The sequence below is a fragment of the Cupriavidus laharis genome (assembly GCF_914271435.1).
GTDB lineage: Bacteria > Pseudomonadota > Gammaproteobacteria > Burkholderiales > Burkholderiaceae > Cupriavidus > Cupriavidus laharis.
In genome coordinates this window covers 23,874-37,028 of record NZ_CAJZAI010000001.1, presented here as the reverse complement: position 1 = coordinate 37,028, position 13,155 = coordinate 23,874, and the positions used below count along the sequence as shown (strand labels likewise).

Below are 13,155 nucleotides of genomic sequence, written 5' to 3'. Positions count from 1 at the left end.
CGGAAATCTGTCAGAACTCAGTAAGTTTCGCCTCCCAAAATCCTTGCAGCTCCGGTGCCCATGGCTCCGCAGCGCGCCATGTCTTGCGGTGCGTCCGCGGCCTCACCGGTGACCCATTCCAGACGGAGGAGACAACATGGCAAACGCACAGAACGTAGCGATGCCCGGCGGCGGTGCACAGAACGCACCGATGACAGCCGAGGAGAAGAAGGTCATCCTGGCCTCGTCGCTCGGCACGGTGTTCGAGTGGTACGACTTTTACCTGTATGGCTCGCTGGCGGCCATCATCGCCAAGCAGTTCTTCGCCGGCCTTGACCCGACCTCCGCCTTCATCTTCGCGCTGCTGGCATTCGCCGCCGGCTTCATCGTGCGCCCGTTCGGCGCGCTGGTGTTTGGCCGCCTCGGCGACATGATCGGCCGCAAGTACACCTTCCTGGTGACGATCCTGATCATGGGCCTGTCGACCTTCCTCGTCGGCCTGCTGCCCGGCTTCGCCACGATCGGCTGGGCTGCCCCGATCATCCTGATCGCACTGCGCATGCTGCAGGGCCTGGCGCTCGGCGGCGAGTACGGCGGTGCCGCCACGTACGTGGCCGAGCACGCGCCGCACGGCAAGCGCGGTGCCTATACGGCCTGGATCCAGACCACGGCGACGCTGGGCCTGTTCCTGTCGCTGATCGTGATCCTGCTGTGCCGCGAGCTGACCGGCGCCAGCTTTGACGCCTGGGGCTGGCGCATTCCGTTCCTGGTCTCTATCCTGCTGCTGGCCATGTCGGTGTACATCCGCCTGTCGATGAGCGAATCGCCGGCGTTCCAGCGCATGAAGGCCGAGGGCAAGACCTCGAAGGCTCCGCTGACTGAATCCTTCGGCCAGTGGCGCAACCTGAAGATCGTGATCCTGGCGCTGCTGGGCCTGACTGCCGGTCAGGCCGTGGTCTGGTACACCGGCCAGTTCTACTCGCTGTTCTTCCTGACGCAGGTGCTGAAGGTCGATGCCAAGACGGCCAACCTGCTGATCGCCGGCGCGCTGGTGATCGGTACGCCGTTCTTTATCTTCTTTGGCTCGCTGTCGGACAAGATCGGCCGCAAGTGGATCATCATGCTGGGCTGCGCGCTCGCCGTGCTGACCTACTTCCCGCTGTTCAAGGCGATGACGCACTATGCCAACCCGGCGCTGGAACGCGCCCAGCAGTCGGCACAGATCGTGGTCACTGCCGACCCGGCAAGCTGCTCGTTCCAGGGCAGCCCGATCGCCCGCGAAATCGACTTCCACAGCTCGTGCGACATCGTCAAGCGCACGCTGGCCCAGGCATCGGCCAGCTATGAAGTGGTGACGGCGCCGGCAGGCACCGTAGCGTCGGTGAAGATTGGTGACAAGGAAATCAAGGCCTTCGACGCCACGGTGGCCAAGGGCGCGTTCGACGACGCCAGCAAGAAGCAGATCGCCGACTTCAAGAAGGCCGTCGGCGCCGAGATGAGCGCCCACGGCTACCCGACCAAGGCCGATCCGGCCCAGATGAACACGATCATGGTGCTGGTGATCCTGGTCATCCTGGTGATCTACGTGACCATGGTCTACGGCCCGATCGCCGCGATGCTGGTGGAGCTGTTCCCGACGCGCATCCGCTACACCTCGATGTCGCTGCCCTACCATATCGGCAACGGCTGGTTCGGCGGCCTGCTGCCCACCATCTCGTTCGCACTGGTGGCACAGAACGGCAACATCTACTACGGCCTCTGGTACCCGATCATCATCGCCGCCGTCACCTTCGTGATCGGCGCCCTGTTCGTGCGCGAAACTAAGGACGTTGACATCTACGCCCACGACTGAGCAGGCCAGGTTCAGGCAAGACCGATCCGGTAATCGGTCGCTCCAGCCGGCAGGCCGCAAGGCTTGCCGGCTTTCTTTTCAGATCCCTGCCCGCATCTTCTCAACTAGGTGTTGACAGGTCGGAAATTCCCGGTACAATAGCGGTCTTCGTTGGCGAATTAGCTCAGTCGGTTAGAGCGACGGAATCATAATCCGCAGGTCCGGGGTTCGAGTCCCTGATTCGCCACCATCTATTTGAAAAGCCGCGATCCCGCAAGGGTTCGCGGCTTTTTGCTTTGCTGGCCGCCGATCGACGTTTCCGGCCGGAGACCATCACAACAGCTGGTGCTGGCGCGCATAGTCGACCATCTCCACCACGGACCCCACGCTGAGCTTGCGCATGATGTTGGTCTTGTGGGTGCTCACGGTCTTGCCGCTGATCAGCAGCCGCGCGGCAATGGCCTTGTTGGAATGGCCACGCGCCAGGTACTGGAGCACCGTGAGTTCGCGCGCCGTCAGGCGCGAAAGCTTGCCGGCCGACGGCAAGTGCAACTGGCGTGCGGCTTCCAGGGTCTGTGTGGGAAAGACCAGGTAGCCCGACATCACGCCGCGCGCCGCGTGGACCATTTCCGCCAGGCCCCGTTGCCGGGGCACGAAGCCATGGGCGCCCGCACGCAACACCTGCACGGGCGCCATCGTCGCATCGCTGTCGGACAGCGCCAGCAGCCGCACCGCAGGATGGCTGGCGGCCAGCCGCTTGATCAGCGTGATTCCGGCCCGGCCGAGCGTATCCAGCTCGATCACCACCAGTCCGGGCTGGTGCTCCCGCACCATCTGCTGGGCCAGCCGCACGTTGCCGGCCAGCAGTGTCCGGCGCGCGCCGAGCGCGTGCGCGATCTGCCACGATGCCTCGCTGGGCGGCGCGGGCCGCGCATCGACGATCAGGGCTTCATCGAACGGGGTGGGGTCCAACTCGCGGCTCCTTGGTGAAGGGATACCGCGAAGATTAGGTGGTGTACCTCATGCCGGATCGCCGAATCGGCTGCATTCAGAATGCGTGGTTGCCGCAACGAGGCTGGAAAATTTCCTCGCCGCGGCCCTTGCCGACGCGTGTCCGGAGTTGGAAGTCAGTTGCCTCAAGGCCTCAGGCCGGCTTCGCCGGCGAGAAGCGCGGCGCCGGCGTGGAGCGCGCCACTTCGCGATCGCCCTGACGGTACAGGCGGTAGGTGCCGCGCGCCTGGTTGTGCGGGTGGCGCGCCGCCTCGTCCAGCGTCAGCACGCGGGCAAAGCAGACATCGGTACCGCCGAGCAGCGATTCCCAATGCGTACTGGGCCGCGAGGCAATGAGCTCGGTGATGCGTGCCTTCACCGCCGGCCACTGGGCGCGGTCGTATTGCGCGGCAGGATCGATATCCGTGAGTTCAAGCCGTTCGAGCAGCTCGCGGTAGAACTGCGGCTCGAGCGCGCCGAGCGTGATGGCACGGCCGTCGGAACACGCATAGACGTCATAGAACGGGGAGTCGTGGAACGGGCTGGGCTGCGGCCCGCCCAGCGTGCCCGCCGCGCGCGACACCTGCACCAGAGAGCCGAGCATGGCGACGATATCGGTGATCGCGGCATCCACCACGCAGCCCTGCCCGCTCGAACGCGCGTGCAGGATGGCGCTGGTGATGCCGAATGCCAGGCCGAGCGCACCGGTGGCATCGCCGACCACTGTGGGCGGCACCATCGGCAGCGCGCCGTCGCGCGCGGCCATCGACAACAGGCCGGTCAGCGCAATGTAGTTGAGGTCATGCCCGGCGCTCTGCGCCAGCGGGCCGGTCTGGCCCCAGCCGGTCATGCGGCCGTACACGAGGCGCGGGTTGCGCGCATGGCATTCCGCCGGGCCGAGGCCCAGGCGTTCCATGGCGCCGGGGCGCAGCCCCTCGATCAGCGCGTCGGCGCCGGCCACCAGGTCCAGCGCGGCCGCCACGCCTTCTGCGGACTTCAGGTTGAGCTGTACCACGGTCTTGCCGTGCTCGAGCTCCATCTCGGCGGGCACGCCCTGGCCGCGCAGGATGCGCCGCGCGTCCGGCGCAACCGGGCGCGTCACCAGAGTGACGTCCGCGCCCAGGCCGGCGAGCATGGCGCCGCACAGCGGCCCCGGCCCGATGCCTTCGAATTCCACTACCTTGACGCCACGCAGGGGCAGGAGGTTGCCGCGCTCGCTCATGTTTGCTGTCTCCGTCGAGGCGTCCGGCCGGCCGCGCCGGGCGGGATCGCCTGATGTTCTGGGATGGAAAGGCCGGGCGCCATGTCGTGGCGACGCCAGCCGGGCTGGGCACATGCTAAGCGGGCCTGCCGGTGGGCGGCAATGGCCAAATGTGTCAGGTGCCTTGACATATCCGCCAGAGGCACCGCAACGGCCCCGGCAAAGGAAATTTCCGAGTCACTTGATCTATATCTGATTGTGGCAGGAGACTTGCTGCCATCATGACTATGGACGGCTCGCCGCCGCGCCCGCGTTCCGCGGCGCCGATCGTGTGCCTATCCTATAACCTGGCGTCTCAGTACAGCGCCCCCACCCAGGAGATTCCCGCCATGACCAATATCGTGCTCGCAACCGACGGATCGGCTTTCAGCGACGCTGCCGCCCGCTTCATCGCCGAGGGCAAGCTGCTGCAAAGCGGCTTCACCGTGCATGTGGTGCACGTCGCGCCCGAAGTCAGCGGACAGGTCCGCGCCTTTGTCAGCAAGGAAACCATCGACGCCTGGCACCAGGAGGCGAGCGACAAGGCCATGGCCGGCGTGTGCGAGATCCTCACCGCTGCCGGCGTGCCGTTCGAGCGCCATGCACTGCACGGGTTTGCGCCGGAGCGCATCGTCGCCTACGCGCGCACGACGGATGCGCAGGCCATCGTCATGGGCACGCACGGCCGTGGCTCGTTCTTCGATGCAGTGATCGGATCCGTGGCGGGCCGCGTGCTGGCGCAGGCGCCCTGCCCTGTCCTGCTGGTCAAGGCGCCCGAAAAGGCCTGAGCGGGCGCGGGCTGACCGCTCCGCCGCACCGTTCCAGTCAGTCCCTCAGGCGCCCCACAGGGGCGCTTCTTCCATCAGCGCGACTTGTTCGCGCAATTCCAGGATGCGGTCCTGCCAGTAGCGCGCCGTGCCGAACCACGGGAATGCCGCCGGAAACGCGGGATCGCGCCAGCGGCTCGCCAGCCAGGCGCTGTAGTGAAGCAGCCGCAGCGTGCGCAGCGCTTCCACGAGCCAGAGTTCGCGCGGCACGAACTCGGCAAAGTCCTCGTAGCCCGCAACGATATCGGCGAGCTGGTCCTGCATCGCCGCGCGGTCGCCTTCGAGCAGCATCCACAGGTCCTGCACGGCCGGGGCCATGCGGCTGTCGTCGAAGTCCACGAAATGCGGGCCCGCTGCGGCCAGGCCCGTGGCCCGGGCGTCGTCGCCGTCGATCCACAGCACGTTGCCGCGATGGCAGTCGCCATGCACGCGCAGCAGGCGCACATCGCCGGCGCGGTCGTAGCAGCGGCGCACACCGTCCAGCGCCAGGTCCGCGACCGCCTGCCAGGGTTCGCGCAGATCGGCGGGAATGCAGTCGTGCGCGAGCAGCCAGTCGCGCGATGCCACGCCGAACGTCTGTGCGTCCAGCACCGGGCGTGCCTGGTAGGCGTTCGTGGCGCCCACCGCGTGGATGCGGCCGATGAAGCGGCCCAACCAGGTCAGCGTGTCGGCGCGGTCCAGCGCCGGTTCGCGGCCACCGCAGCGGGCAAAGACAGCAAAGCGGAAGTCCGCGTGGTAGTGCAGCGTGCTGCCGCCCGGTCCGGCCAGCGCCGGCACCGCGGGGATCTCGGCATCGGCGAGCTGCTGCACGAAAGCATGCTCCTCGAGGATGGCCGCATCGGTCCAGCGGCCAGGCCGGTAGAACTTGGCCACCACGGGCGCGGCGTCCTCGATGCCGGCTTGCCAGACCCGGTTCTCGTAGCTGTTGAGCGCGAGCAGCCGGCCGTCAGGGCGCATGCCCGCCGACTCGAGCGCATCGAGGATCAGCTCGGGCGTCAGCCCCGCGAACGGGATGCCGCTGTCGCCGGATGCATGATGTGCGCTCATGGCTGCGGGGTTGAGCGGATCAGCGCGCGGGTTTGGCCCGCGCGCCACCAAGCAGCGCGGCCTGCGGCGCCGGGCGGCGGTTGCGTGCCGGGGCGCCGGCGCCTTCCTGCGTCGGCCGCGGCTGGCCGCCGCTGCGTTGCTGGCCGCGCGGCTGGGCCTGGCTGGCATTGCGGTTCGCACCACCCTGGCCACGGCCGGATTCGCCGCCGGCATGGTTGGCGCCGCCACGCGGTGCATTCTGGGCAGGACGCGGCTGACGCGGCTGGCCTTGCGCCGGCTTGGCTGCCGCCGGCGCAGCGGGCTTCGCCTGGGCACGACCACGTCCGCCGCCTTGTCCGCCGCCCTGGCCGCCGCCCTGGCCGCCACGCTGCTGGCGGCCCTTCTGGATCGGCTCCGGCGCAATGCTCGGGTCCACCTCAAACCCCGGGAGCACCGTCTGTTCGAGCTTGCGCTTGATCAGGCGTTCGATATCGCGCAACAGGCCGTGCTCGTCCACGCAGACCAGCGAGATCGCCTCGCCCTCGGCCCCGGCGCGGCCGGTACGGCCGATACGGTGCACGTAGTCCTCGGGCACGTTGGGCAGGTCGAAGTTGACCACGTGCGGCAGCTGGTCGATGTCGATGCCGCGTGCGGCGATATCGGTCGCCACCAGCAGGCGCAGCGTGCCGGCCTTGAACTCGGACAGCGCGCGCGTGCGTGCCGACTGGCTCTTGTTGCCATGGATCGCCAGCGCCGACAGGCCATCCTTGCTCAGTTGCTCGGCGAGCCGGTTGGCGCCGTGCTTGGTACGTGTGAATACCAGCACCTGATGCCAGTCATGCTGGCGCACCAGGTGCGCCAGCAGTTCACGCTTGCGTTCGCGGTCCACCGGGTAGACGCGCTGCGCCACGGTCTCGGCCGTGGTGTTGCGGCGCGCGACCTCGATCGAAGCCGGGTTGTTCAGCAGGCGGTCCGCCAGCGCGCGTATCTCGTCCGAGAACGTTGCCGAGAACAGCAGGTTCTGGCGCTTCGGCGGCAGGACGTTGAGGACCTTGCGGATGTCGTGGATGAAGCCCATGTCGAGCATGCGGTCGGCCTCGTCGAGCACCAGCAATTCCACATGCGCGAGGTCGATCGTGCGCTGGGCAACGTGGTCCAGCAGGCGGCCAGGCGTTGCCACGACGATTTCCACGCCGCGCCGCAACTGCTCGATCTGCGGGTTGATGCCAACCCCGCCGAACATGACCATGGAGCGCAGCCGCAGGTATTTGCCGTAGTTGCGCACGCTCTCTTCCACTTGTGCGGCAAGTTCACGCGTCGGGGTCAGCACCAGCGCGCGCACCACCGGCCGGCCCTGGCGCTGCGCGCCCGATTCGGACAGCAGTTGCAGCATCGGCAGGGTGAAACCGGCCGTCTTGCCGGTACCGGTCTGGGCGCCAGCAAGCAGGTCGCCACCTTTGAGGATGGCGGGAATTGCCTGGGCCTGGATGGGGGTCGGGGTGGTGTAGCCTTGTTCGGCCACGGCCCGCACAAGCTTGTCGGACAAGCCGAGTTCGGAGAAAGACATGAATGGATGCTTCGGCCGTCCGTTGCGCGCTGGGCGCGCCAGCCAACGGGCAGCCTGGGTGATCTGACACAAGACCGGTCGGGGGACCGGCGAAGCGGCGCAAGGCGACCGCTCACGAAACAAAGGCCCGTAGTGTAACAGCCAAGGACAAACCTATTGAGCACATGGGCATGGCGTGCTGGCCGGCGCACACGATCTGTGCGTGTGGTGCTGCGCTATCATGCGGCCACCATCTGTTCAGGAAGGCCGCGCCACAGCGCCGCCGACGCAAGCACCCATGCGGTTCCGTTTCCTCGAAGACCAGGAAGTCACGCTGTTCGCGGCAATCCCGGTCGGCATTCTTGCAGCCATTGCGACGACCCTGTTCAAGGAAGCGCTGGAGCAGGCAGGCGTCGTCATCTTCTCGAGCAACGCGGATATTGTCGCGGTCTTTGCCGGGCTGGCGCTGGCGTGGCGCATCGTGATACCGGCAGCCGGCGGCACGCTCGCCGGCCTGCTGCTCACGGCCGCCAACCGGTTCGCCGGCAGCGGCGGCGCGACCGACTACATGGAAGCCGTGGCCAACGGCAGCGGCCGCCTGCCGGTGCGGGTCACGCTGCTGCGCTCGCTGTCGTCGTTCTGCTCCATCGTCAGCGGCAGCTCGGTCGGCAAGGAAGGCGCCATGATCCAGCTCGCTGCGCTGTGCGGCTCGCTGTTTCCTTCCACACGCATCGGCCGGCCTGACGGCGCCTCGAACATGGGACGCATGCTGACGGCATGCGGTGCGGCCGCCGGCCTGGCCACGGTCTACCACACGCCGCTCTCCGCCGCCGTGTTCGTGGCGGAAGTGGTGTTCGGCGCGCTGGCGGTGCAACGTTTGATGCCGCTGTTCCTGGCTTCGGTGGCAGGTGCAATGGTCAGCCAATGGCACGGCGGCCTGCAACCTTTGTACCCTGGCCTGCACATTGCGCCCGACCTGCGTCCGCAACTGATGCTGGCCGCAGCCGGGCTCGGCGTGGCGGCAGGCATCGTCGGCGCGCTGTTCCTGCGCGCCGCGAGCAAGGCGCGCGGGCGTTTTGCGCAGGTGCCGGGCGGACCCATGGCACGCCTGGCGCTGGGCGGCGCACTGGTGGGCGTGCTGGCCATGGGCGTACCCGAAGTGGTCGGCAACGGCTACTCCACGATCCAGACCATCCTTCAGGAACAGCCGCTGACGGTCTCGGTGGGCCTGGTGCTGCTGGCCAAGCTGGCAGCCACGGTCATCAGCATGGGCTCCGGCGCGGTGGGCGGCGTGTTCACGCCTTCGCTGTTCGTCGGCGCCGCGCTGGGCCAACTGCTGGCGCTGGCGATGCAGGCCACGGTGCCCGGTGCACCGGCCTCTCCGGTGCTGCCGCTGGTCGGGATGAGCGCCTTCCTCGCGGCAACCAGCCAGGCGCCGCTGATGTCGGTGCTGATGGTGTTCGAGATGACCCTGGCGCCGGCGCTGCTGCTGCCCTCCATGATCGGTGCGGTGGCCGCGTACTACACGGCTTCGCGCTGCCAGACGCTGTCGCTCTACAACGTGATTGCCGAGCGCGTGCAGGCGTCTGCGGCAGAAGAGCACGCGCGCGCCATGACGCTGGCCGGGCTGTGCGATCCGACGGATACCACGCTGGCGCCGGACGCGTCGCTCGCCGCTGCCGCCGACAAGTTCGCCGAGGCGGGCACGCGGTACCTGTACCTCGTCGAGCCAGACGGCCGCCTGCTGGGCGCGTTGTCGATCCATGCCCTGCAACGCGCACAGCGCGAAAACACTGCCGCTGGCGTGCTGGCGCTGGCCGAACGCGACTTCCCGGCGCTGACGCCGGAGTCGCGGCTGCGCGATGCGCTGGAAGTCTTTGCCACCCACGGCATCAACCGCATTCCGCTCGTGCGCGATGCCGACAGCCGCGAGCTGATGGGCACCGTTTCCAAGCAGCGTGTGCTGCAGGAAGCATCCTGTCTGTTCTAGGTGACGCAGCATCCGCCACGCGCGCATTGCCGGGCACAGTGCCAATCGAACGGGTAAAATGATGGGTTACCCTTCAGCCCCCTTCTCAACCTGAGCTGCGCCCTTTCCGGAGCCAATATGCCCGCTGGCCGTTCCCTGCGTCGGAGTGCTTCACCGCGTTTCCTCAAGCCGCTGCTGGCCCTGTCGCTCGGTACGGCGCTATGGCTCGGCGCCACTGGCGCCAGGGCCCAGCCGATCCGCGTGATCCCGGTCGACGCGCCGCAGGCGAAGCTGGTTGTCGCCGCGCCGTCCGCCGGAGCGCCGCAGACGGTCACGCTCGACGGCAAGACCGTCGGCGCGGCGCCGGGCCTGCGCGTATTCGGCACGGACAACCAGTTGCAGAACATGGCTGCCATTGCGGGCCAGAAGCTGCCGGTGCGCTACAAGCTCGACCTGTACGGCCAGCTCCTGACCGCATGGGTGCTCAGCGAGCAGGAACAGAAGGCGCTGAAGGCAAAATCCTGACCCACCGAAGTACGGAGGCGCATGCGCCCTCCGTGTTGTTGCAACACCCTGATGCCCCCAGGTGAACCACTGAGACCGGCACCATGAAGAAAGTATTTGTGAAGACGTACGGCTGTCAGATGAACGAGTATGACTCGGACAAGATGGTCGACGTCCTGAACGCCAGCCAGGGGCTGGAACCCACAGACAACGTCGAAGACGCCGACGTGATCCTGTTCAACACCTGCTCGGTGCGCGAAAAGGCGCAGGAGAAGGTGTTCTCCGAACTCGGCCGCATGAAGGCGCTCAAGGCCGTGAAACCCGACCTCGTGATCGGCGTGGGCGGCTGCGTGGCTAGCCAGGAAGGCGCCAGCATCGTTTCGCGCGCGCCGTATGTCGACGTGGTGTTCGGCCCGCAGACGCTGCACCGCCTGCCCGACCTGATCGCGCGCCGCCAGCGCACCGGCCAGTCGCAGGTCGATATCTCCTTCCCCGAGATCGAGAAGTTCGACCACCTGCCGCCGGCACGCGTGGACGGCCCGAGCGCGTTCGTCTCCATCATGGAAGGCTGTTCGAAGTACTGCAGCTACTGCGTGGTGCCCTACACGCGCGGCGAGGAAGTCTCGCGCCCGTTCGAGGACGTGCTGGCCGAAGTGGCCGGCCTGGCCGAGCAGGGCGTGCGTGAAGTCACGCTGCTGGGCCAGAACGTCAACGCCTACCGCGGCAAGATGGGCGACACCAGCGAGATCGCCGACTTTGCGCTGCTGATCGAGTACGTGGCCGAGATCCCCGGCATCGAACGCATCCGCTACACCACCAGCCACCCGAAGGAATTCACGAGCCGCCTGGTCGAGCTGTACGGCCGCTGCGACAAGCTCGTCAACCACCTGCACCTGCCGGTGCAGCACGCGTCCGACCGCGTCCTGATGGCGATGAAGCGCGGCTACAGCGTGCTCGAGTACAAGAGCATCATCCGCAGGCTGCGCGCGCTGCGCCCGGAAATGTCGATGTCGTCGGACTTCATCGTCGGCTTCCCCGGCGAAACCGATGCCGACTTCGACAAGCTGATGGCGATGATCGAGGAGATCGGCTACGACACCTCGTTCTCGTTCATCTTCAGCCCGCGCCCCGGCACGCCTGCGGCCAACCTGCACGACGACACGCCGCACGAGGTGAAGCTGCGCCGCCTGCAGCATCTGCAGGCCACCATCGAGGAGAACGTGCAGCGCATCAGCCGCAACATGGTCGGCACGGTGCAGCGCATCCTGGTCGAAGGCCCGGCGCGCAAGGACCCGACCGAACTGCACGGCCGCACCGAGAACAACCGCGTGGTCAACTTCGCGCTGCCGGGCGTGCCCCAGGCGCAGCGCGACCGCATGGTCGGCCAGATGGTCGATGTGTCGATCACGCAGGCTTTCCCTCACTCGCTGCGCGGTGAAATCGTGGTGCGGCAATGAGCGAAGGCACCAGACGCGCCAGGATGAAGACCGCTACCGCCGAATTCGTTGCCCCCCGCGATGACAATACGCGGCTGCAGAACCTGTGCGGCCCGCTCGACGAGAACCTGCGCCAGATCGAGCAGGCGCTCGACGTGACTATCCAGCGCCGCGGCCACCGCATGACGGTGCGCGGCAACAACGCACAAGATGCTGCTACCGCGCTGGAGCGTTTCTACAACCAGGCGCGCACCGCGCTGTCGGTCGACGACGTGCAGCTCGGCCTGGTCGAAACGCGCCAGATTTCCGCGCACGGCAGCTACCTGCCGCTGGCCGACGACGCGGAAGGCCCGCCCGAGTTCGAGGACGAGTCCCCGGTGCTGCACACCCGGCGCTCCGGCCTGCAGGGCCGCACCGCCATGCAGCGCGAGTACCTGCGCCATATCCTGTCGCACGACCTGACGCTCGGCGTCGGCCCGGCGGGTACCGGCAAGACCTACCTGGCCGTGGCCTGCGCGGTGGACGCGCTCGAGCGCGACGCGGTCAAGCGCATCGTGCTGACGCGCCCGGCCGTGGAAGCCGGCGAGCGCCTGGGCTTCCTGCCGGGCGACCTGGCGCAGAAGGTGGACCCGTACCTGCGCCCGCTGTATGACGCGCTGTACGACCTGCTCGGCTTCGACCGCACGCAGAAGATGTTCGAACGCCAGATGATCGAGATCGCGCCACTCGCGTACATGCGCGGACGCACGCTCAACCACGCCTTCATCATCCTGGACGAGGCGCAGAACACCACGCCCGAGCAGATGAAGATGTTCCTCACGCGCATCGGCTTCGGCTCCAAGGCGGTGATCACCGGCGACACCACGCAGATCGACCTGCCGCGCGGACAGAAGAGCGGCCTGGTCGAGGCCCAGCACGTGCTGCGCGATGTGCGCGGCGTTGCATTCACGCGCTTTTCCAGCATCGACGTCGTACGGCACCCGCTGGTGGCCCGCATCGTCGACGCCTATGACGAATACCACGCCCAGCACAAGGACGCGTAAGTGAAATCCAAGAAAGCCCAGTCTTCCGGCATCAGCCTGACCCTGTTCGACGGCGAAGGCCGTGCCCGCAAGAGCGCAGCCCATGCCGTACGCGTGCAACTCCCCGATGGCCGCAGCCTGACCGTCGACCTGTCGCAGGCCGCCGACGGGGTCGTGGCCCTCCTGGCCGAACATACCGACACCCGCCAGCAGGCCGGCCTGCTGGTGCGCCCGGACAATAGTGATGCGCTGTCGGTGGCCGTCACCGCCACGCCGGTCGTCACCACGACGGGCACCCCGGCCACGCCGCCCGCGCTGGAACTGGAAGTGCAGCAAGGCGACGGCGTCGGCAAGCGCGCCGGCCTGCCTTCGCGCAAGCAGATCGATGCCTGGGTCAAGTCGGCGCTGTATGCCGACGCGGCCCTGACCGTTCGCTTCGTCGGCGAAGACGAAGGCCGCACGCTCAATCGCACCTACCGTGGCAAGGACTACGCCACCAATGTGCTGACCTTTGCCTACGCGGAAAGCGAGGACGATCCGGTGACCGGCGATATCGTGCTGTGCTGCCCGGTGGTCGAAGCCGAAGCCCGCGAGCAGCGCAAGCCGCTGGAAGCGCACTATGCGCACCTGATTGTGCATGGCGTGCTGCACGCGCAAGGCTACGAGCACGAGGACGATGCCGAGGCCGAGGAAATGGAAGCGATCGAGACCGAGACGCTCCAGACCCTGGGCTATGACGATCCGTACCGCGACGACCGCAGGCCGGTCGCGCACTGAACGCCTGC

General features: G+C 67.5%; 11 protein-coding genes and 1 tRNA gene. 8 read left to right on the top strand and 4 right to left on the bottom strand.

Annotated elements, in window-relative coordinates; genetic code table 11:
• The first annotated feature begins 136 nt into the window (after nt 1-136).
• Both LDO29_RS00170 and LDO29_RS00165 read left to right on the top strand, forming a co-directional pair.
• Nucleotides 137-1,831 carry an MFS transporter gene (locus LDO29_RS00170; RefSeq protein WP_224077775.1) on the top strand — a complete coding sequence of 565 codons (1,695 nt, stop codon included), beginning with the start codon at nt 137-139 and terminating at the stop codon, nt 1,829-1,831.
• 152 nt (nt 1,832-1,983) lie between these two features.
• A tRNA-Met gene (locus tag LDO29_RS00165) sits at nt 1,984-2,060 on the top strand.
• An 83-nt stretch (nt 2,061-2,143) separates the two neighbouring features.
• Here the strand turns inward: LDO29_RS00165 and LDO29_RS00160 are convergent.
• Complete coding sequence (locus tag LDO29_RS00160; RefSeq protein ID WP_224077774.1) at nt 2,144-2,782, bottom strand: response regulator transcription factor; 639 nt, start codon at nt 2,780-2,782, stop codon at nt 2,144-2,146.
• A 172-nt stretch (nt 2,783-2,954) separates the two neighbouring features.
• Nucleotides 2,955-4,022, bottom strand: coding sequence for a CaiB/BaiF CoA transferase family protein (locus LDO29_RS00155; protein ID WP_224077773.1), 1,068 nt, complete (start codon nt 4,020-4,022; stop codon nt 2,955-2,957).
• Nucleotides 4,023-4,390: 368 nt separating this feature from the next.
• On the opposite strand from LDO29_RS00155, the gene LDO29_RS00150 reads away from it, so the two are divergent.
• A complete protein-coding gene (locus LDO29_RS00150; protein WP_224077772.1) occupies nt 4,391-4,828 on the top strand; it encodes a universal stress protein in 438 nt (145 codons plus the stop codon).
• A gap of 45 nt (nt 4,829-4,873) precedes the next feature.
• Here the strand turns inward: LDO29_RS00150 and LDO29_RS00145 are convergent, their stop codons facing one another.
• Together LDO29_RS00145 and LDO29_RS00140 are read right to left on the bottom strand one after the other, a co-directional pair.
• On the bottom strand, nt 4,874-5,914 hold the full coding sequence (locus LDO29_RS00145; RefSeq protein ID WP_224077771.1) for a serine/threonine protein kinase: 1,041 nt from the start codon (nt 5,912-5,914) through the stop codon (nt 4,874-4,876).
• Nucleotides 5,915-5,933: 19 nt separating this feature from the next.
• Complete coding sequence (locus LDO29_RS00140; protein ID WP_224077770.1) at nt 5,934-7,460, bottom strand: DEAD/DEAH box helicase; 1,527 nt, start codon at nt 7,458-7,460, stop codon at nt 5,934-5,936.
• Nucleotides 7,461-7,737: 277 nt separating this feature from the next.
• Between LDO29_RS00140 and LDO29_RS00135 the strand changes: the two genes are divergently transcribed.
• The 5 genes from LDO29_RS00135 (at nt 7,738) to ybeY (ending at nt 13,147) form a co-directional block, all read left to right on the top strand.
• The gene (locus LDO29_RS00135; RefSeq protein WP_224077769.1) at nt 7,738-9,429 is read left to right on the top strand and encodes a ClcB-like voltage-gated chloride channel protein; all 1,692 of its coding nucleotides are present in this window, start codon (nt 7,738-7,740) and stop codon (nt 9,427-9,429) included.
• A 117-nt stretch (nt 9,430-9,546) separates the two neighbouring features.
• On the top strand, nt 9,547-9,933 hold the full coding sequence (locus LDO29_RS00130) for a hypothetical protein (RefSeq protein WP_224077768.1): 387 nt from the start codon (nt 9,547-9,549) through the stop codon (nt 9,931-9,933).
• An 83-nt stretch (nt 9,934-10,016) separates the two neighbouring features.
• Nucleotides 10,017-11,369: a tRNA (N6-isopentenyl adenosine(37)-C2)-methylthiotransferase MiaB gene (gene miaB, locus LDO29_RS00125; RefSeq protein WP_224077767.1), complete on the top strand. Its 1,353-nt coding sequence runs from the start codon at nt 10,017-10,019 to the stop codon at nt 11,367-11,369.
• Nucleotides 11,370-11,392: 23 nt separating this feature from the next.
• Nucleotides 11,393-12,391, top strand: coding sequence for a PhoH family protein (locus LDO29_RS00120; protein WP_224077766.1), 999 nt, complete (start codon nt 11,393-11,395; stop codon nt 12,389-12,391).
• The gene (gene ybeY, locus LDO29_RS00115) at nt 12,392-13,147 is read left to right on the top strand and encodes an rRNA maturation RNase YbeY (RefSeq protein ID WP_224077765.1); all 756 of its coding nucleotides are present in this window, start codon (nt 12,392-12,394) and stop codon (nt 13,145-13,147) included.
• Nucleotides 13,148-13,155 lie beyond the last annotated feature (8 nt).

Bases quoted from the DNA above. Each gene is read 5' to 3' on its own strand.
- LDO29_RS00170 (WP_224077775.1), top strand. From the start codon at position 137: ATGGCAAACGCACAGAACGTAGCGATGCCCGGCGGCGGTGCACAGAAC.
- LDO29_RS00155 (WP_224077773.1), bottom strand. From the start codon at position 4,022: ATGAGCGAGCGCGGCAACCTCCTGCCCCTGCGTGGCGTCAAGGTAGTG.
- LDO29_RS00150 (WP_224077772.1), top strand. From the start codon at position 4,391: ATGACCAATATCGTGCTCGCAACCGACGGATCGGCTTTCAGCGACGCT.
- LDO29_RS00145 (WP_224077771.1), bottom strand. From the start codon at position 5,914: ATGAGCGCACATCATGCATCCGGCGACAGCGGCATCCCGTTCGCGGGG.
- LDO29_RS00140 (WP_224077770.1), bottom strand. From the start codon at position 7,460: ATGTCTTTCTCCGAACTCGGCTTGTCCGACAAGCTTGTGCGGGCCGTG.
- LDO29_RS00135 (WP_224077769.1), top strand. From the start codon at position 7,738: ATGCGGTTCCGTTTCCTCGAAGACCAGGAAGTCACGCTGTTCGCGGCA.
- LDO29_RS00130 (WP_224077768.1), top strand. From the start codon at position 9,547: ATGCCCGCTGGCCGTTCCCTGCGTCGGAGTGCTTCACCGCGTTTCCTC.
- miaB (WP_224077767.1), top strand. From the start codon at position 10,017: ATGAAGAAAGTATTTGTGAAGACGTACGGCTGTCAGATGAACGAGTAT.
- LDO29_RS00120 (WP_224077766.1), top strand. From the start codon at position 11,393: ATGAAGACCGCTACCGCCGAATTCGTTGCCCCCCGCGATGACAATACG.